This is a genomic window from Candidatus Vallotia laricis (assembly GCF_020541325.1).
In the GTDB taxonomy this organism is placed as follows: domain Bacteria; phylum Pseudomonadota; class Gammaproteobacteria; order Burkholderiales; family Burkholderiaceae; genus Mycetohabitans; species Mycetohabitans laricis.
Window position 1 is genome coordinate 177,829 of the sequence record NZ_CP047399.1, and the last position, 20,391, is coordinate 198,219.

Annotated in this window: 12 protein-coding genes, 1 tRNA gene and 2 pseudogenes; 8 read left to right on the forward strand and 7 right to left on the reverse strand. The window is 43.5% G+C overall.

Annotated features, from left to right (window positions below; all coding sequences use genetic code 11):
* Window positions 1-732: 732 nt before the first annotated feature.
* Complete coding sequence (locus GKR41_RS00850; RefSeq protein ID WP_226809957.1) at window positions 733-1,203, forward strand: NUDIX domain-containing protein; 471 nt, start codon at window positions 733-735, stop codon at window positions 1,201-1,203.
* A 30-nt stretch (window positions 1,204-1,233) separates the two neighbouring features.
* Here the strand turns inward: GKR41_RS00850 and GKR41_RS00855 are convergent, their stop codons facing one another.
* From GKR41_RS00855 to GKR41_RS00875, 5 genes are all read right to left on the reverse strand, one after another.
* Window positions 1,234-1,401: a DNA gyrase inhibitor YacG gene (locus tag GKR41_RS00855; protein ID WP_226810205.1), complete on the reverse strand. Its 168-nt coding sequence runs from the start codon at window positions 1,399-1,401 to the stop codon at window positions 1,234-1,236.
* 25 nt (window positions 1,402-1,426) lie between these two features.
* On the reverse strand, window positions 1,427-2,182 hold the full coding sequence (gene zapD, locus GKR41_RS00860) for a cell division protein ZapD (protein WP_226809958.1): 756 nt from the start codon (window positions 2,180-2,182) through the stop codon (window positions 1,427-1,429).
* Between the two features lie 145 nt (window positions 2,183-2,327).
* Window positions 2,328-2,930: a dephospho-CoA kinase gene (gene coaE, locus GKR41_RS00865; RefSeq protein ID WP_226809960.1), complete on the reverse strand. Its 603-nt coding sequence runs from the start codon at window positions 2,928-2,930 to the stop codon at window positions 2,328-2,330.
* A gap of 1,319 nt (window positions 2,931-4,249) precedes the next feature.
* A complete protein-coding gene (locus GKR41_RS00870) occupies window positions 4,250-5,563 on the reverse strand; it encodes an HlyC/CorC family transporter (protein WP_226809961.1) in 1,314 nt (437 codons plus the stop codon).
* A 623-nt stretch (window positions 5,564-6,186) separates the two neighbouring features.
* Window positions 6,187-6,263, reverse strand: a tRNA-Pro gene (locus GKR41_RS00875).
* A gap of 1,259 nt (window positions 6,264-7,522) precedes the next feature.
* Here GKR41_RS00875 and rplU point away from each other — a divergent pair.
* The 4 genes and pseudogenes from rplU to proB all read left to right on the forward strand — a co-directional run bounded on the left by rplU (window position 7,523) and on the right by proB (window position 10,596).
* Window positions 7,523-7,834, forward strand: a complete 312-nt coding sequence (rplU, locus tag GKR41_RS00880) for a 50S ribosomal protein L21 (protein WP_226809962.1) — start codon at window positions 7,523-7,525, stop codon at window positions 7,832-7,834.
* A 19-nt stretch (window positions 7,835-7,853) separates the two neighbouring features.
* Window positions 7,854-8,114: a 50S ribosomal protein L27 gene (gene rpmA, locus GKR41_RS00885; protein WP_226809963.1), complete on the forward strand. Its 261-nt coding sequence runs from the start codon at window positions 7,854-7,856 to the stop codon at window positions 8,112-8,114.
* 187 nt (window positions 8,115-8,301) lie between these two features.
* Complete coding sequence (gene cgtA, locus GKR41_RS00890; RefSeq protein ID WP_226809964.1) at window positions 8,302-9,387, forward strand: Obg family GTPase CgtA; 1,086 nt, start codon at window positions 8,302-8,304, stop codon at window positions 9,385-9,387.
* Between the two features lie 89 nt (window positions 9,388-9,476).
* Window positions 9,477-10,596 (forward strand): annotated as a pseudogene (proB, locus tag GKR41_RS00895) (glutamate 5-kinase).
* Window positions 10,597-11,214: 618 nt separating this feature from the next.
* On the opposite strand, the pseudogene GKR41_RS00900 reads toward proB, so the two are convergent.
* Window positions 11,215-11,685, reverse strand: a pseudogene (locus tag GKR41_RS00900) (RNA pyrophosphohydrolase); the annotation flags it as partial.
* 114 nt (window positions 11,686-11,799) lie between these two features.
* Between GKR41_RS00900 and GKR41_RS00905 the strand changes: the two are divergent.
* Window positions 11,800-13,536 (forward strand): proline--tRNA ligase, encoded by a 1,737-nt coding sequence (locus GKR41_RS00905; protein WP_226809965.1) that lies wholly within the window; start codon window positions 11,800-11,802, stop codon window positions 13,534-13,536.
* 11 nt (window positions 13,537-13,547) lie between these two features.
* The gene (locus GKR41_RS00910) at window positions 13,548-14,144 is read left to right on the forward strand and encodes a MarC family protein (RefSeq protein WP_226809966.1); all 597 of its coding nucleotides are present in this window, start codon (window positions 13,548-13,550) and stop codon (window positions 14,142-14,144) included.
* A gap of 165 nt (window positions 14,145-14,309) precedes the next feature.
* On the opposite strand, the gene ffh is transcribed toward GKR41_RS00910, so the two are convergent.
* Window positions 14,310-15,677, reverse strand: a complete 1,368-nt coding sequence (gene ffh / locus GKR41_RS00915) for a signal recognition particle protein (protein WP_226809967.1) — start codon at window positions 15,675-15,677, stop codon at window positions 14,310-14,312.
* A 1,590-nt stretch (window positions 15,678-17,267) separates the two neighbouring features.
* On the opposite strand from ffh, the gene GKR41_RS00920 reads away from it, so the two are divergent.
* Entirely contained in the window at window positions 17,268-20,177 is a 2,910-nt protein-coding gene (locus GKR41_RS00920; RefSeq protein WP_420885660.1) for a ribonucleoside-diphosphate reductase subunit alpha, read from the forward strand.
* Window positions 20,178-20,391: the final 214 nt, after the last annotated feature.

Here is a 20,391-nt window from a genome sequence, read left to right on the forward strand (position 1 = left end):
TCATATAGACTCTTGCACAGCTGATCGTGCGCGATAGAGAAGAGGCAGCGAAATTTATAACGGTTCGTGTTGAGGGGGGTGCGATGTTGCGGAGTGTAAGAGAGTAGCTTACGCGATTAGTCGATCGCTGTTAGCGTAAAATGCTATGCGTTCAATCTGAATCTAAGCCGCATCCTAGAGTTCATTGGTTGTTCTGTATTTCAATTTGGATGTAAAATATTGACTATATTTAAATGACTAGTAAGTTATTTAAAGCTGGTATCCGTCAGCGAAATTATCGCGAAGAGGAGGGGTAGTCAAAGTGAAATTTTGATACGTATACATTGACGAGCAGAGATGCACAGACAAGCATCTTGACTTTGGACTTATCACATAATTACATCTCTATCAATTTGAATTATCGTTCCTAACTTATAATGAGTGGAAGTATTTGCATACCTATGAAAAAGAATTGCACTTAATAGCTTAATAATTTATGAGACGTAAGAAAGTACCTCTCAAACGATTAAAAGCCGATTACTACGCTAAGTATCGGTCAATTTTTATTAAAGACTATTTTTATTAAAGACTATTATATGACTTATATCGAGGAAAAGTCGAGGCCAGCTATAAAATTCTGAAATAACTCTAGACAGTATTTGATTATGAAGCAGAGTTCATAGAGTTTGAAGGATCTACCCCGAACCGGTATAGCTATTCGTAGGGAAACCCTAGTGTATATAATCAAGAGTAATGACTATAACCTCCTCGCATACAGACGGACAGTCTGCCGTATCGCAGGTATACTCTTCTACCAATACCCTTCATAAGCGAAAAGTCACAGAGACGGCCGTTGGCATAATACTTAATAAAAATAATCACTTCTTACTCACACGACGACCTTCCGGAAAGCCATACGAAGGCTACTGGGAATTTCCAGGTGGTAAACTAAAATTAGGTGAAAGTGTTGAAGACGCATTAGCCAGAGAGCTATATGAAGAGCTCGGTATTACGATTACTAACAGCGTTCGCTGCCGGGTTCTAGAATATAATTACCCACACATTTACGCCCGGCTATTCTTCTGCAAAATAATCGAGTGGAATGGTGATTTGCACAGTCGGGAAGGACAAGAATTTATCTGGCAGGCACCACCTGTCAATATTACACCGCTTTTACCTGGAGTTTTGACGATGATCGATTGGCTTGTTGCTAAACAGATTTAGAGCTAAATCTAAGTTGAATCTTAGTTGAATTTAAGGGTGATCAGCTAGCTGATCGCTGCCGCTGATTTTGTATTTTCCAATTGCCCAAGCTCCGAAATCTATTTGCTTGCAACGTTCGGAACAAAAAGGGCGGAACTGGTTTTCTGTTTTCCCTTCTACTCCCCTGCCCCAAGTTGGGCAGTTAACTATAGTCATCATATTTAAAGAGATTTGATTGTCCATTTTATAGTGTGCATAGTGATAGCTGGAATGGCACATCAACCTCAACAGTTCTCGGACGCAAGTCTCCCTCCTGCTCCGTAAAACGTACCCATAACATATATTTGTTAGCGCTAGCCTCTGGAATAACGCAGAGGTTTGGCACTACACGTACTCGCATTAATTGATAGATCTTTCCCGATAACATTTTCTGATAACTCCCCCCCAGCGCGATAACCTGTGTAAATTGCCCCGATTCACGAGCGAGCCGCAGGATGATCACTATTGCATCGCGCAGTGGCATCAACGGCATCGCCCATTTTATAATATCCGTTTGGCGTTCTTCTGCAGTACGACGCTGCCATGCGTAATATGCGGGTAAATCGAAGCGGCAAGTTGCGCCGGGAATGATAGATCGACTTCGGATGCTAGCGAGCCATTCATTCTCAGCTAGATGTTGACCCGTTTTGCCTTGCATCTGGGTAAGACTAGCTAGAGTTTGCTCGATTTGCGTGAGGATTATCTCTAGCGCATCCTGTTTAATCCCAGGGCTGCCGCGAAAAGGTGTCAAGATTTGGCGCTGGCGTTCCAGCTCCTTCATTAGATCCGACTTCAACTCGCTACGGCTAGTTACTTCGGCGATCTCGAAGAGTGTAGTCAGGGCGACATGGTGTTCTCTCGGGTCTTCTTGCGCCAAGAAGAATGTAAAGCGATCGAATAGATCTTCGAGGCGCAATAGTGTTCGGATGCGCTCATTAAGCGGATACTCGTATAGAATCAAACGTAAGCGCCTTTCACTTTAGAATATAGAACAGCGACGGAAGTAATCATATTATTCTAATGCGACTAAATCTCTGTAGCAAACATTCGTAAATTTAGCCAGCATGCTGTATAGCCTCTAAAATGCTGATCTATAGTGGAGCACCTTAGCGCGCTAAATACAAATAGCGCTGATGCAACAATGCTATTTTAGGCAAAATCGGATCGATAATATCAGTCTCATTGATAAGAATGTCGTCAGCAACTGCAATCCGTGTCTGTCGTGTTGCCTGAGATTCAATGATGACTTGCACTTGTTTTCTCGTAAAGCCATTGCGCTGAATCACGCGCTCAACCTGAGTCTGTACAGCACAATCCACAACAAGAAGGCGATCGACACGTTTATGCCAATAATTACCTACCTCAACTAGTAACGGCACTACACAGATTACGTATGGGCTGCTCGCCGCTCGTATTTCGAAGTCTGCCTCGATACGAATGAGTGGATGTAAGATCGCCTCCAGCTGTTGTTTAGCTTGCGTATTATTAAATATTAACGCGCGCATTCGCGCGCGGTTCATTGCACCCTCTGTTGTTATGAAAGCACTACCAAATCGCGATCGAATACCGGATATCGCTTTGCCACCTGACGCAGTGATGCGATGCGAAATGAGATCAGTGTCCACAATTGATACGCCGTAAGTGGCGAAAGCATTGGAGACGATTGTTTTACCGCTACCGATTCCGCCGGTGAGCCCAACTTTAAGCATTGTTATCCTCTGCTTAATCAGTCGAAATTTGGATTCTTCTCGAGCAGCGTAAGCAAACTACCGATCCAGCTAGAAACGGACAAAACGGTAACAGCTCTCTAAGCAATCGGGTAGCATCTTTGCGGATTAAGAGCATTTATTACTAGCAGAGCGACGTAGAAGACAAAAACAGCTGGAAGTGTAGATAGTAGAGCTGAACGACGCAAGATGGGGGGGGTCGCTAATAGCGTATAGCGGACTCGATTAGTGAATAGTGTAGATAGATTCGTGCAATACACATGTTGTGTATATGGGTAGGTATTACAATACTATAGCTGCTGAGGCATAGACTAAGCAGAAACCCCCTCCGTGTACGACAACAGAGAAGAAAGTACTAATAATCAATCTCAGCATATTAGCGAAAGTGTACTGCCATGCAACTAACGGCATCGAGAGAGCACTAGTAAATCCCCTAATCTAGGAGATAAGGGTTGCGTAAAGCGTTAATAAAATGAACACATATTAGTGGATACGAGTGTGTGGTACACACTGCTATCTAGTTAACACGATATTACGTTATTTATTTCGATAAATAACACATAATGCCTGCTCTGAACAAGGGAATTAGCATACCAAGCTGTTCAATAGAGTGCACATTTAGTGCAGACTGTGCAAATAAATATTTACTTCGATGAGAGGTGTATCCAGCATAGATCATACACCCGTAGGTTAACTCCATATACCAATATACGGTACTGTATTTGGCTATGTTTTAGAATCGCTTTTTAGCGTAGATTATAGAAACACTCACATCTTGTGATGGAGTCATGAAGGATCCCGTACTTATATTAAAACGTGCCATAATCCTCATGATTTACCATAGTTTAATCGCTCAGCCGCACAAATCCGGTCAAAGGTCAAGTGAGGGGTAGCTAGTAACTGCTAGCATGATAGCCGATAAGGTTGGTTTTTTAGTGTAAGCAGGTTATTGCTGTTTGAATAGGAGAACAGCGTTTATAAGAGAGCTATATTTATTGATAGCTGGGATAGTATTTCCGTCGCATAATGCGCATGCATAGCTAGTAGTAGATTTACAGTCCCTAACAGCTTTAATTTAATGAAAGCTGTTCCATATCGCTGGTTGATTATCTGGCTTTGTAAAATGCATGTGTGTAGCTTGGGCTGTCTAATAGTTAGTTAATACCCCCCGTTAACTCCAGAGAACTTCTAGATAAATCCCTCAGCTTCGAAAGCTGTATGGAAGCCTGTGATGATACTTTTAAAGTATCTGTGAGCGTAGCACCTAAGCTATGCAATTGAACGATGAGGAACTCGCTATTCTAGTGGGCGTGCTCTCGCACTACCATAGTATGTATGGTATTTAACCGCCTTGGTCGGAATAGTTTCACTGTACGAATGGCTTGGTTGTCAATCTGCATAACTTGAATGCGTGTGTCGCTAATTACAAGACTTACATCAGCCTCTGGAATGGCTTCTAGTCGTTCTAAAATTAGCCCATTTAACGTTTTAGGCCCATCAAGCGGTAACCGTAAGCTAAGCCGACGATTTAGCTCTCGCAACGAGACACCGCCCGTTACAATACATTCCCCCCGTGCATTCCAGCCCTCTGCTACACCGCTTGCAGTACGTGGTAATGTCGTCGTGAACTCACCAATTAACTCTTCAATAATATCTGCTAGTGTTACAAGTCCTTGGACTTCACCATATTCATTAACGACTAGAGCTATTTGATTCCGATGATCTTGAAAGTACTGTAACTGTTGAAAAACAGGCGTGCCGCTTGGAACGAAATAAGGTTCCGCAAGCACTTCCTCTAATCTTTCGCGCTTTAATTTTTGATTCTGTAGGGCGGCAAGAGTCTTGCGTACATGAAGCATGCCCAGGACTCGGTCAATATCGCCTCGGTAAACAACTATCTTATTATGAGAGCAGGTTTCTAACTGTTTGACCAACTGATCGAGGGGCATATCAAAGTCTAGTGCTTCGATGCGCTGACGAGGGATCATAACATCATCGACTGAGATGCTCTCCAAATTGAACAAGTTTAGTAGAATGCTGCGATGCTTACTAGGTATAAAGTTACCCGATTCCAATATAACACTACGCCATTCTTCGTTAGACATACGTAGATCACGGCCCTTTTGCATATTGATATGTAAAACGAATAAAATACTGTTAGCTAGTAGGTTGATGAACCAGGCTAAAGGTCGGGAGATTGTCATCAGGGGTTTAATGACAAGACTTGCCGGCAATGCGATTTTTTCTGGATAAGCTGCACCAACAATCTTCGGTGTAATTTCAGTAAATACGATGATCAGGAATGCAATAATTCCGGTGGTAATAGAGAGTACTGCGCTATGATTATGGAACGCGCGCAGTGCGATTGATGTTGTGAGAACAGGGATAATAACGTTTATCAGATTATTGCCGATTAAGATTACACATAGTAACTGATCGGTATGTGCAAGCAAACACTGTGTTGTTTTTGCTCCTATCACTTTTTTAATTGCCAGCTCCTGCAGTCGATGACGATTCAATGCCATCATCGCAGTTTCCGAGATAGAAAAAAATCCTGATATAAGAAGCAACATAGCTACGGCGCCGATTTGCGCCCAAAGGGGGAGAGTTTCCACACAAAAAAGCCGGATTCCGACTAATAAACAGGATGACATTAACTATATCAGAGCGTTGTCATCGACGACGATATAGTGACCGAACGGACGATTATTTCTGCGAGTATTCTCTCGTTTCTTTGCTTGTAACGTATTAGAGCGTGTAAGGCGGCGCTATAGCCATTTAAGTTTGGAACACAAGCAAGAGAGTAGTATTTTTCTCAGGATGATACAGAGCATGGTGTTATGTATGACCTAGATTTCCAAATGGAATTCCAACACTATACACTGGGATTTCACTTAAACGCAGATCGTTATTATATGCATTTAAGTGCGAAACAGCAGGGAGCTTTGACTCTTAACACTGCTAGACCGCCGCTTTTAGCCCCTCTTTTTTGGGGAGGGGTTACAGGGCGCTAAATAATCGGAGTCAAAGTTTATATATTCTATCGTTAGTCAAAGCAGGAACTTAGCATCTCCACTACCTAATCACTTAATAAATACCGTTTATCCGCCTAACTAAAATTAGTTGGGTACTCTGTATTCTTCTAGAAAATTATGGTTAATCTCTTGATAATTCGGCATCATTGCAGAAATTCTGTAATTAAGGTGTTCTATAAGCTAATAGCTTTTGATTTAAATCTTGGTCGGGGTAAGAGGATTTGAACCTCTGGCCTCTACGTCCCGAACGTAGCGCTCTACCAGACTAAGCTACACCCCGAATAAAATTGTTTGGTTATTTTCTTATTAGGATCGTCAGGGGGGGGCTGTGTGAAAGCGCAATATCCTAGCAGGAATTCTATGCATTGGGAATCTAGAAATAAAGAATAGCTCATGCCACAGCCTATTCTTTTACCCTGGCGAAGAGCATGGTGTAGTCCAAACGTACTTAACTTAGTGAGAAATAATAAAATTGTGTCGAATGAGTCGCGGTACGCCCTGCTTAATTGCCTCACGGTCTAGCTGCACTAATCAGCTATTCATCGCTCAATTAAACAGATTAGAGATAGTACGGCTTGTCTTTCCGTAAGTCGTCACCAGCATTTCCACTATGACTTTGACATACCGCATAGTCTCAGAGCTAGCTCTCCATTACCAGTCGCGTATCCCAACTCGTCTATATCAGCTTCTATGGCAGGTATTGCACAAGTAATAATTGCTCTAAATAAGCTTCCGTCTCGAATAGATTTGCTGTCTTATAGAGAATTACCTGCAATATTTAGTAACTGCAATACTTTGCTTTCTGATATCATATTAGTGGAATTAGACGGGAGCTATATCACGTACAAGCTTTTTATATAACTATTGCGCTAATTTAGAACGCACACGAATATAGAAAACCGCCGATAAATATACCGGAAACATTACTTAGTAATTCATTGGTTATTTTCTGATCCCTCCTTAGTTGTAATCGATGACTACATCGTCACAGAGCAACGTAGCCTTTAGGTAAATGCAGAGATCTCGTCTGACTTATACCAATTGGTTGCTTCAGTTTCCCATACGTTCTCAACAATTAATAGTAAAAAAAGCATGCTAGCACTTGCTACCAGCGTTAATAATATATACGGCGATCTAATTGATAAAAACAATCTTAGACATCTTAAATGCAAGTTTTATACAGAGTACGTAATATACTTTCTATATATCTTTAGCAATTAGAACTTGCGTATTAGCCCTAGAGTAAAGTTTAATAACGTAACCAAAAGAGTGAGTAGGGAAAATTATAAATCACTAAAGTGATCGTCTACATTTTGTACTAGTTTTTAACTATAAATTAACATCACAGTCTGTCTATATTTAGTTAGATCTACAAGGAATTTTGACCTGTCTTAGAAATCTCTATATACTTAAAAAGTTCTACGCGTGCAGCGTAAGAATATTGATAAAGTAAAATAGTGCGCAAAAAAGTAAGAGCGTAAAAACGAGTATTTAAATAAATGCGGTTTGGTTTAAACCGTTTTTAAGCGAGGTCCAGTAATGTACGCGGTTGTAAAAACCGGTGGAAAGCAGTACAAGGTTGCTGCCGGCGAAAAATTGAAAATAGAACAGATATCAGCAGATATTGGTGCTGAGATCACTCTCGACCAGGTGCTTGCAGTAGGCGAGGGTAAATCGATTACATTCGGTTTGCCACTGGTCATAGGAGCTTCTGTCAGAGCCACGGTGGTAGCACATAAACGACACGAGAAAGTTATAATTTTTAAGATACGGCGCAGAAAGCATTATCAAAAGCATAGTGGCCACCGTCAAAATTACACCGAATTACATATCGATGCGATCAGCACGTAACACGCAGCAGAGGTTATAAATGGCACATAAAAAAGCGGGTGGCTCTTCTCGGAATGGCCGAGATTCCGAAAGCAAAAGACTCGGTGTCAAGGTTTTCGGGGGGCAGGCCATTCATTCCGGTAGTATCATTGTGCGTCAACGAGGTACTCGGATGCATGCTGGAAACAACGTTGGGATTGGAAAAGACCATACGCTGTTTTCTCTAATCGATGGTTATGTCTGTTTTGCGATCAAGGGCGTAGCAAAAAAGCACATTGTTAGCGTAAACCCATCTATTTAAAGATCTAGATTTAGTGAGCGGCGAACAGAAAATTAAATCAACTTACCGCTATTTGTATTTATAAAAGGCCCCGAAAATTTCGGGGCCTTTTGGTTGGTGATCATAAAAATTTTGAGTGTCCAATATAACCGCGATAGCTATGGCCCGATTAGCGGGCTAGGGGCGATAGATAAAGAGGTAGGTAGGAGTGCACTTCATTGACGAAGCGAGAATTGAGATTGCTGCCGGAGACGGCGGTGACGGCAGCGCGTCGATGCGCCGAGAGAAGTTTATTCCGTTTGGTGGACCAGATGGGGGTGATGGCGGATGCGGTGGCAGTGTTTACGCGATCGCTGATCGTAATATTAATACGCTCATTGACTATAGATACGCCAAGAAGCACCAAGCATGCAACGGCGAAAACGGACGTGGCTCAGATTGCTACGGAAAAAAAGGGGGGGGGCTCACGTTACGGATGCCGGTTGGTACCTTAATTACAGATATAGATACCGATCGGCTAATCGCCGACCTAACTAAGCATGATCAGCGTGTACTGCTTGCCAAAGGAGGTGATGGAGGCCTCGGAAACTTACACTTCAAATCAAGCACGAACCGTGCGCCACGCCAAAAAACAGACGGCAAGCCAGGAGAGAGAAGTGTACTAAAGCTTGAGTTAAGAGTGCTAGCCGATGTCGGCCTTCTAGGAATGCCCAATGCCGGCAAGTCGACCTTGATCGCAGCCGTGTCAAGTGCGAAACCGAAGATTGCTAATTATCCGTTTACAACTCTTAGTCCGCATCTTGGGGTGGTTCGGGTTGGACCCGAAAAGAGCTTTGTAGTGGCTGATACTCCTGGGTTGATCCGGGGAGCCGCTGAAGGCGCCGGATTAGGACACCAGTTTCTACGGCATTTGCAACGCACAAGGATATTGCTGCATCTAGTTGATCTAGTACCATTCGACAATGAAGTTGATCCAGTCTTGGAAGCAATTGGGATCATCAATGAGCTACGCAAGTATGATGAAGCGCTTTACCAGAAGCCAAGGTGGTTAGTATTAAACAAAATCGACATGGATAAAGATCATGAGCGCAAGCTACGCGTATCTGATTTTGTTAAGAGGCTTGGTTGGCAAGGTCTGGTATTCCAGATCTCGGCCCTTACTGGCGTGGGTTGCAAGAATCTATGTTATGCAGTCTACGACTACTTAAAGGGCGGTGATCTGGCCATATGCAAGCGGAATATTACAGAACTGGCGTCGGATAACGTGTGCTATCCTATTAGCACGCAGGTGTGAGTGGCAATATACCGCGCACGCCACTGATTCGTAGCAACTGTTAGCGCTATGTCATATGCTATTAATAGGAACATGGGGACGATAGAGCAATGCATTCAATCATTGCTGATGCAAAACGACTAGTTTTAAAAGTAGGCTCGAGCTTAGTAACCAATGATGGGCGTGGGCTAGATCATAATGCGATTAGGCAATGGGTTGCGCAAATCGCTGAATTACGTCAACAGGGAAAAGAAGTGGTGTTAGTCAGCTCCGGCGCGATTGCGGAAGGGATGCGACGACTAGGATGGAACTGCCGTCCACATGAAATCGCTAAACAACAAGCCGCAGCCGCAGTCGGCCAAATGGGGCTCGTGCAAGTCTATGAGAGTTGTTTTTCCGAATATTCGATCCGAACAGCGCAGATCCTACTTACACATGCAGACCTTGCTAATCGCGAACGTTACCTGAATGCAAGTTCGACGATACTTACTTTACTTGGGCTTGGCGTAGTGCCGATTATTAATGAGAATGATACGGTTGTCACCGATGAAATTAAGTTTGGAGATAATGATACATTAGCTGCATTAGTGACGAATTTAATTGAAGCGGATGTGCTGGTCATTCTAACCGATCAGTGCGGTCTATACACGGCTGATCCACGTCAAGATCCGTCTGCAACGCTGGTTCAAGAAGCTAACGCCGGTGATCCAGCGTTAGAGACTATGGCGGGTAGCGCTGGCACAAGAATTGGCCGGGGTGGAATGCTATCTAAAATTCTAGCTGCTAAGCATGCAGCATCTAGTGGTGCAAGTACGGTGATTGTAAGTGGTAGAGAGCCAAATATATTAGTCCGGCTGGCAGCCGAGGAGCCAATTGGCACTCAACTTATTGCACGGACTCCTTGCATAGCTCCGAACAAGCAGTGGATAGAAAGCGATATGAAAGTATCGCGGTTATATAGTCATCGATGCAGACGCAGTCGAGAAATTAACTTTTAATAGGAAGAGTTTATTGCCAATCGGCATTGTCGAGGTGCAAGGTATTTTTACCGGGGGAGAGATAATTACGTGCTTAGATGAAACAGGCTATAAGGTAGCTCGTGGGCTGACAAACTATAGTAGTGACGAAGTTCAGATGATTTGGCGCCATTCCAGTGCAGAAATTCATTTGATTCTTGGTTATATGCTCAATCTAGAAATAATACATCGTGAGAACCTAGTAATTCTATAATGCAAGTAAGATTTAAGGGGTTGCTTATAGGCTCGTAATTCATAAAGACCGAATTAAGCTTTCCCAGAAGTTTTCTATTGATCGCTCGATATGACAATTCGCTTATAATAGGCATTCTGCGTGAATTATGTATACATATATAAAATATAGTACGTATCACTACATGTGTGTTCAGCTAAGTTTTCCGATGAGCTACCCTCTGCACTCACTGATGCCCGGATAATAGTACTAGTACTAGTACTTGCATCGACACAATACGCACTATAGCCATCATCGTTTTAGAATCCCTAAGTACATGGTCGTATCTTAGATATCAATAAAACCTGTCGGTTTTAGCGCAATTTAGCTCTAAATACATTTAAGAAGCAGACAAAGTCCTGCTGCATGGGCTTTTCTCCTTTACTACGGCAGGGGAATAGGTTAACCACTTAAGCTTAGATGCAATAGATAAGAAGGAAGTGGACACGTTGCAATGAGGGAATGTACTACATATTACCAGGATGATTGGTATTTGAACATGCTTTCTCTCAAGTGATATCGTTATTACCCCTGCATATGCCTTTAAATAGCGGTCTTTATCTATAATATGACGCGAGACATGCATGATGTAACGGGTTTTTTGTGCAGGAAGCGAGAAAGCTCGGTTAAAGCCATCTGATATACATCTCTTTTAAACTCGATTACAGTATCTAGCGGCACCCAATAATTATTCCAGCGCCACGCGTCGAACTCTGGATAATTAGTTGTACGTAAGCAAATATCGCAGTCGCGTCCGATCATTCGTAATAGAAACCATAGCTGCTTCTGTCCTCGATAATTCCTACGGACTTCTCGCCTGATATATTTGTTAGGAACTTCGTAACGTAACCAGTCTCGTGTCCGACCAATAACCTTAACATGCTCCGGTCTTAAACCGGTTTCTTCGTATAATTCTCGAAACATCGCTTTCAGGGGTGTTTCACCATACCTAATGCCTCCTTGCGGAAATTGCCAGGAATGTTCATGCAGTCGTTTGCCCCAAAACACCTCATTACGCGAATTCAAGAGGAGGATGCCGACGTTTGGGCGAAAGCCTTCACAATCCAGCATACAATCACCTTAAAATCCTTTAAAATTGCTTTAATTATAAACAGTTCATAGGCGCTGTGCGACTCAACGTAAAGACGAGAGTGCCTGAGCCCTCGTTTTGGAAACCCATCAAGAATGAAAGCTTCGCGTTTTTTCATCAGCACGCTGAAGGAAGCGCCAGCTGATGCCGAGATTGTCAGTCACCAATTGATGGTTAGGGCGGGGATAATTCGCCGTATTGCTGGCGGTATCTATAATTATATGCCAATCGGGTTGCGTTCAATTCGAAAGATAGAAGCAATCGTACGAAAAGAAATGAATTACGCAGGTGCTATAGAGCTTTTAATGCCGTCGGTGCAGCCGGCTGAATTGTGGCGAGAATCTGGCCGCTGGGAACAATATGGTCCTGAACTGCTGCGCGTGAAAGATCGCCACGACCGAGACTTTGTTATCGGTCCGACACATGAGGAGGTAGTTACTGATATTGCCCGTAGGGAGATTAAGAGCCACCGACAGTTACCTATAAATTTTTATCAGGTGCAAACTAAGTTCCGCGATGAAATTCGCCCTAGGTTCGGAGTAATCCGGGGGCGAGAGTTTATTATGAAAGATGCATATTCGTTTGATCGAGACTATGCCGGACTGCAGCTATCCTACAAGAAGATGTATGATGCGTACATTCGAATCTTCACCCATCTTGGGCTTACATTTCGAGTAGTAGCAGCTGACAACGGATCGATTGGCGGCACTGGATCCCACGAATTCCATGTAATCGCCGAAACTGGTGAAGATATCATCGTATATTGTCCTGGCTCGGACTATGCTGCTAATATTGAGGCAGCTGAAGCTATATCATCGATCGATTCTCGAGCAGCTCCAAGCGAACCGCTAAGTAAAAAATCCACACCAGGCAAAGTAAAATGCGAGGAGGTAGCCAATTACCTTGGTATTGCATTGGAGCGGATAACTAAGTCGGTTGTACTAGCTGTAGATAATGAGGGCACAAACCCAACGATTTGGTTACTACTATTACAAAGCGCTCATGAACTCAACAAAATCAAGGCTAGTAAGGTACCTGGTCTAGCTAATTATCGCTTCGCTACTGAGCGAGAAATTGTCGATTGGTTCGGAGCACCGTCTGGCTACTTAGGGCCACTGAACATACAAAAACCAGTGAAAATATTAGCCGATCGCACCGTAGCAAATATGAGCGACTTTGTTGTCGGCTCGAACGAGATAAATTATCACACGACAGGAGTTAATTGGGGTCGAGACTTGCCTGAACCAAAAGTGGCGGACTTACGAAATGTAAGAAAAGGTGACCCGTCTCCAGACGGCTGCGGAAATCTAGATCTATGCCGCGGCATAGAGGTTGGGCATGTATTTCAGCTTGGCATTAAGTACTCAAAATCCATGGGCGCGGTATTCCTAGATGAAAATGGAAAGCCAACACCGATAACAATGGGTTCCTATGGAATCGGCATCACGCGGATCCTAAGTGCTGCGATTGAGCAGAACTTTGACGAGCGCGGCATTATTTGGCCCGAAGCTATTGCGCCATTTCATCTAGTACTATGCCCTATGGACTATAAGCGCAGCAATTCAGTGCGCAAGCAGGCAAATAAACTCTACAAAGAACTACTCGACTCAGGTATTGAGGTAATCCTAGACGATCGCGGTGAGCGTCCGGGCGTGATGTTTGTTGACTGGGAATTGATTGGCGTACCCCACCGGCTTGTGATCGGAGAGCGTGGTCTTAGGGATAACAAGGTTGAATATCAGGGGCGCCGTGATGTAGAGCCGACGCTATTATCGCTTGAACAGGCAGTACCCTGGGTAGTCGAGCGGGTGTGTGCGGCACCGGTACACTAACAGGACACGCTATGCAATACACCTTTCTATCTGCGACAGTCCTGCTGATCCTAATTACAGATCCGTTAGGTAATATCCCATTATTCATTAACGTGCTGAGAAACGTTGCGCTAGAGCGGCGCCCAAAGGTAATCCTGCGTGAGGTGGCAATTGCGTTCGTTATTCTGCTCGTATTTATGATCGCTGGTCATACGTTCCTGCGTATGATGCACCTAACAGATCTTTCACTACGCTTAGCTGGAGGGATCGTACTATTTTTGATTGCACTTCGGATGATCTTCCCACATGCGGAAGGTCCTCTCGGGAGCGATCCACTTGGCGAGCCGCTGATTGTGCCTCTTGCAATTCCAGCGCTGGCTGGACCCTCGGCTATCGCGACTGTCATGCTGCTAACATCGCAAGCGCCCGGGAAAATGCTTGAATGGATTAGTGCGCTTACCGTAACGATGGCTGTGTGTGCAATTGTGCTACTGTTAGCCGACAAAATCCAGAGATGGCTTGGCGCGCCTACGGTTGCTGCGTTTGAGCGGCTAATGGGACTCGTATTAGTTGGAATTTCAGTAGAGATGGTTCTAGAAGGTATTCGGATTTTTATACGACAGCTTTAGACGTTATATATGGTTTGGGGGGGGGGAGTCACCTATCTAGCGCGTGCCGACTAATAGTTATAGTTATTGCCTGTAGTATGGCAATGTTGAAGATGTGTATTAAACACAGCCATCTGATAGCATGGCACGTGCTACCTTAGTTTAGCGACGCGTAGGTGATATGCTTTAGCGACGCGTAGGTGATATGCCCATCATTTCGCGCATTATTTTAGGACAACTGCCGCTGTGCAGTTTTTTCATCATGCCCCGCATTTGTTCAAACTGGTTTAACATCCGGTTTACCTCCTGTATTTGCACCCCGGAACCATTCGCGATGCGGCGCTTCCGGCTTGCTTTGATTAATTCTGGTTTTATGCGCTCAGCCGGCGTCATCGACGTAATAATGCTTTCCATTCGGCGTATGTGTTTTTCAGCTTGAGACATATCAGTATTGCTGGCAGCCCGATAAAATTGGGCCGGCAATTTTTTTATTAGCATTGATAAGCCCCCTATTTTCTTCATTTGTGCTAGTTGATCGCGGAAATCATTCAAGTCGAAAGCACCTCCTTTCTTGACCTTCTCGGCTAGACTGTGTGTGGACTGTATATCCACATTTTGCTCTGCCTGCTCTACTAGTCCTAAGATATCTCCCATACCTAGGATTCTGTTGGCTATCCGTTCAGGATAGAATATTTCTAGGTCTTCAAGCTTTTCACCCACACCAATAAACTTAATTGGTTGTCCAGTTATATATCTTGTTGACAACGCCGCCCCCCCGCGCGAGTCACCGTCAAGCTTTGTTAGTACAATACCAGTAAGCTGTAGTGTGTCATTGAAAGACTTTGCAGTATTAATTGCGTCTTGACCGAGCATTGCATCAATAACGAATAGTACTTCTGCTGGCTTAAGCTTCGCGTTTAACTGAGCGATTTCTTGCATCATTCTATCATCGATACCAAGCCGGCCTGCTGTGTCTATAAGCAATACGTCATAATAGTGCCGCTTAGCCCAGTCTAATGCATCTTGTGCAATATCTAGTGGGTTTTGATCTTGTTGAGATGGAAAAAAATCCGCGCCGATTTGCTCGGTAACAATTTTTAGCTGTGCAATTGCTGCAGGCCTGTATACATCGCACGATACCGTGAGGACCTTCTTGTTCTGCTTCTCATGCAGAAGTTTAGCCAACTTTCCGACCGTCGTAGTTTTACCGGAGCCCTGAAGGCCCACGATTAAGATTACGGCTGGCGGTATAACCGCTAGATGCAGTTCAGCAGCCTTGCTATCATAGTGTCCACCAATCAATGCGGTCAGTTCGCGTTGAACAATATTTACTAGCATCTGTCCTGGCGTAAAACTGCTAATTACCTCCTCACCGAGTGCTTTTTCACGGATCTTTGTAACAAATTCGCAGACTACTGGCAGGGCAACGTCTGCTTCAAGCAGCGCTAGGCGCACCATACGTAGCATTTCTTGCGTGTTTGACTCGGTAAGTCGAGCTTCGCCGCGTAGCGTCTTTATGACGCGCGTCATACGTTGTGTTAGGTTGTCGAGCATAAGGGTATGTGTGGTTTGCCGTGGGCCGATTCAAGACCGAACAAGTATCATAGTCGCATCGCATCAAAACACATAAAGAGTAGAGAAATTAGAGTCAACAGCAGGGTGCTGTTATAACTAAATTACAACACATATTGTACTGTATGAATGCACCAATCTTTTATATCATGGCTTTAGAATTACCGACTGCTGACTGTATCCTAGATTAGATATCTCTTAGGCAGTCTATCGGAGCGCACTGTGTTCTACTATTTTCTGTACTAACACCGTATAGGGTGCGTTTACATATTTTATGCTTACTGCTCGATAAGATCGAGTTTAGCTTTTTTGTTTCCATAACGCGTCCAGATATTTATATTCACGGAAAATTTTTTTCGTCCTGTTAGTTTTCGATTACCGATGATGCTAATTCACAAATTGCTTATAGTGACATTACCACTGTACTACTCAGTAGTATAAGATTTGAATTATGCACTGGACTTTCTATCTCAGATATAAATACTTCTGCCATGTTATATACAATCTTAATATTAACGATTAGGAAGTTTCTGCGTGTATTTTAGGTTGTATAAAACTGCTGATCTCGTTGATTTGAACATTGCTATGTTATTAGCGTTAGAGCACTGTTATTCTATAACATTCTGTTAAATAGCAGTGTATAGTTTAGTGCATAACTTATCGCCTCAGCTGTTAAACTGAATTACAAGATAGTGTTCTTTTTTATTTCAAAGTTATATTCGGCATGCTGATACTAAGATGTTTTGATATAGTTATCGCGCGCGCAGCGCGGTATGGGTATGAGCATTATTTGCAGCGATACTATTCGGCAATGTTTCGAAACCTTTAGGTTCCAAAATTCTATATTCGATTGAATCGAAATGGTGGTACCAACTGAGTTGTATTGCATAAACTTTTATATGTCTCTATAGCACCAAGGTATATATCGTATAGTTCGCTTCTTGTAAAAGTTGAGGATGCTATCTTAATTAACTTAATTTCTCTGCATACTCTGACTATGCAAATTCATTCGGCATACTAGTACGCCTAGTGTTGTAAGTTACAAAGTGTTGTAATAGTTTTAACTAGTATCGAATGAGCAGACTTCAATAAGTAGCTGTCCGAGGCACTCTAATACAATACTTCTCACTGCTAATGCGAGTGTTATGTAACAGCTATTCAATTACCACTAATCAGTTGCTATGTAGAGGATACCAGCAGCGATGTTTTTTATGAATGCATGCGTGAGACTATACCGAGATGCTCACGTGTGTGGCATCGCTAGATTTATATCGAAAAGTGTACGATTGTTTATGCATATCTGAAAGTATGGTTTCTATCCACAAATTTATTCGTAGAATCTAATATAGATTTACACTATAGTTAGTGTTTATTTGTATTTAATACACTATATATTGTGTATTTTGTGATGCCATATTTACGGTAATTCTGCTACCTTGTTTTTGTCTAATATCGTTTTTAGGGGAAATACTACGGCAATATTCCGTAGTAGCCCTATTCGTTCTAGGAACACAGATTCCATTGCACAAGATAAGATTAGGAGTTTTGCCAATGCAAACTATCGAGAATGCCATGTCCAATCAGCCTAATAATGCATCCTGCTTGCCGTATAGAAATACCTCGGAGTATGAGTCGCGCTCATTGGTACCTCAAACGAGGTTTACTAGCTATAAAGTTATACGACGAAACGGGAGTGTAATGTCGTTCGAGCCATCTAAGATTACGATTGCAGTACGCAAAGCTTTTCTTGCCGTTACTGGAGACCAGGGTGCCACGTCAGCGCGTGTTCGTGAATTGATTGAGACTTTAACGAATGGTCTTGTATTCACCCTTCTTCGAAGCCGGCCGAATGGCGGAACATTTCATATAGAGGATATTCAGGATCAGGTCGAGCGCGCGCTAATGAGAGCTGGCGAGCATAATGTCGCTCGCGCCTACGTACTATATCGCGAGAAACGCACTGCGGAGCGTACGTATGAGGTAGAACACAAGCCTGTACAAGAAAAGTTAAGCGTAAGCGACAACGGCATTATGTATCCACTAGATCTTTCTGTCTTACGTAATGTGATTACCGCTGCATGCGACGGATTTGGTGATGTAGTCAGCGCAGAATTAGTAATTACTGAAACAATTAAAAACCTCTATGACGGTGTTCCATTGACGAAGGTGTACGACTCGGCGATCCTTGCTGCGCGCACAATGATTGAGAGAGAGCCAGCCTACAGCCAGGTTACCGCAAGGCTACTGTTACATATAATCCGACGCGAGGTACTTGGAGAAGAAGTGTTTCAGTCCGAGATGGAGGGGAGATATGGGGAATATTTCTTGCAGTTTTTAAATCAAGGCGTTGAGGCTGAGTTACTCGACGAGAAGCTACTGCAATTCGATCTTCAGAGGCTGGCCGATGCGCTAGATTCGTTGCGCGATCTGAAATTCAGCTATCTAGGATTACAGACGCTATATGACCGTTATTTTTTGCACGTGAATGGCAATCGCATTGAAATGCCACAGGCCTTCTTCATGCGAGTAGCGATGGGTCTCGCGCTAAACGAGACCGATCGCGAAGCGAGAGCGATCTCATTTTATAATGTACTATCGAAATTTGATTTCATGAGCTCGACGCCAACGCTATTTAATTCCGGAACGCGCCGCTCACAAATGTCATCGTGTTACCTCACAACCGTTGCGGATGACCTAGATGGCATATACGAAGCACTAAAAGAAAATGCACTATTATCTAAGTTTGCTGGCGGACTTGGAAATGATTGGACCCGTGTGCGTGCGCTCGGATCCCATATCAAGGGAACCAATGGAAAGTCACAGGGAGTAGTGCCTTTCCTAAAGGTTGTTAACGATACAGCGGTAGCAGTTAATCAGGGTGGCAAGCGCAAGGGCGCGGTATGCGTATATCTTGAAACTTGGCATTTAGATATTGAGGAGTTTCTCGAGCTGCGTAAGAACACCGGAGATGATCGTCGCCGTACGCATGATATGAATACCGCAAACTGGATTCCAGATCTATTCATGAAACGGGTGATTGAGGGTGGCGACTGGACACTATTCTCGCCATCTACCTGTTCAGATTTGCATGATAAATTCGGTACTGAGTTTGAGCAAGCATATGTCGAGTACGAAAAACAAGCCTCGTGCGGCGAACTAAAGTTATTTAAAAAGATTCCAGCTGTGCAACTATGGCGTAAGATGCTTGGGATGCTATTCGAGACTGGTCACCCATGGATTACATTTAAGGATCCGTGCAATATATGCTCACCACAGCAGCATGTAGGTATCGTGCATTCCTCGAACCTCTGCACTGAAATCACGTTGAATACAAGCGATAGTGAGATTGCTGTTTGTAATCTAGGCTCGGTCAATCTAGTGGCACATATGAAGCATAGCGCAGACGGCAATTATGTACTAGATCATGATAAGCTAAAGCACACGATTAGCATCGCAATGCGCATGCTAGATAATGTCATCGACATTAACTACTATGCAGTTGCTAAAGCGCGAAACTCGAATTTAAAGCATCGTCCGGTTGGGATAGGTATCATGGGATTTCAGGACTGTTTGCACCTGCTACATGTGCCATATGCATCGCAGCAGGCGATGGAATTCGCGGATCGCTCGATGGAAGCTGTCTGCTACTACGCATACTGGGCGTCCGTTGAACTAGCAATCGAGCGCGGGAGCTACTTGTCTTATCGTGGTTCACTATGGGATCGCGGGATTCTCCCGCAAGATACGCTTAAACTACTCGCTGACTCGCGTGGCGGCTATGTCGAGGTAGATTTATCTGAGACGATGGACTGGGCCTCATTACGAGAGCGTATTACTATATATGGTATACGCAACTCGAACTGCGTTGCGATAGCCCCGACCGCAACAATTTCGAATATTGTTGGTGTATCTGCGTGTATCGATCCAACGTTCCAAAACTTATATGTAAAGTCTAACTTATCTGGTGAATTCACGGTCATCAATGGATACCTGGTACAAGACCTAAAATCACGCGGTCTTTGGGACGAAGTGATGGTAGCTGATTTAAAGTATTTTAATGGATCGCTAGCACGTATTGATCGTATTCCAGTCGATCTGCGCGAGATATATGCAACTGCGTTCGAAATGGATCCGAAATGGCTCGTTGAGGCTGCTGCACGCCGGCAGAAGTGGATCGATCAAGCACAATCGTTAAATATCTACATGGCTAGTGCTTCTGGTAAGAAGCTAGAGGAAATTTATAGACTCGCCTGGCTGCGAGGATTAAAGACGACATACTACTTACGTACGCTTGCTGCAACGCACGTCGAGAAGTCAACGGTTGCGCACGGGGTACTTAATGCAGTGCGATCTAGCTCAACTTTGCGCCATACCGATACATGTATTCCTATTGATACAGAATTACATAATGAGATCGCAACGCCAGTATGTATTCTAGGTCCTAGCGATGTAGGGTTTGATGAGTGCGAATCCTGTCAGTAATGTTAATGTGTTAGATGATAGTATTTATGAATAAATTGCTTATACTAATGCAGATTATAGTAAGGTACTTGAAAAGTATTATTTTTGCACATGTCACATGTATAGAAAGCTCAGTAATTAAAAGGAATGGAGGTTTACCTGTTTCGCCGATCCAGAAAAGAAGTGATATGAAGGCCTTAAAGATCAAGTGTGTACGAGAGTCTTAATAGAGACT

What these genes read in the sequence shown, in the direction of transcription:
- GKR41_RS00850 (WP_226809957.1), top strand. Translation starts at nt 733, where the DNA reads ATGACTATAACCTCCTCGCATACAGACGGACAGTCTGCCGTATCGCAG.
- GKR41_RS00855 (WP_226810205.1), bottom strand. Translation starts at nt 1,401, where the DNA reads ATGATGACTATAGTTAACTGCCCAACTTGGGGCAGGGGAGTAGAAGGG.
- coaE (WP_226809960.1), bottom strand. Translation starts at nt 2,930, where the DNA reads ATGCTTAAAGTTGGGCTCACCGGCGGAATCGGTAGCGGTAAAACAATC.
- rplU (WP_226809962.1), top strand. Translation starts at nt 7,523, where the DNA reads ATGTACGCGGTTGTAAAAACCGGTGGAAAGCAGTACAAGGTTGCTGCC.
- rpmA (WP_226809963.1), top strand. Translation starts at nt 7,854, where the DNA reads ATGGCACATAAAAAAGCGGGTGGCTCTTCTCGGAATGGCCGAGATTCC.
- GKR41_RS00905 (WP_226809965.1), top strand. Translation starts at nt 11,800, where the DNA reads ATGAAAGCTTCGCGTTTTTTCATCAGCACGCTGAAGGAAGCGCCAGCT.
- GKR41_RS00910 (WP_226809966.1), top strand. Translation starts at nt 13,548, where the DNA reads ATGCAATACACCTTTCTATCTGCGACAGTCCTGCTGATCCTAATTACA.
- ffh (WP_226809967.1), bottom strand. Translation starts at nt 15,677, where the DNA reads ATGCTCGACAACCTAACACAACGTATGACGCGCGTCATAAAGACGCTA.
- GKR41_RS00920 (WP_420885660.1), top strand. Translation starts at nt 17,268, where the DNA reads ATGTCCAATCAGCCTAATAATGCATCCTGCTTGCCGTATAGAAATACC.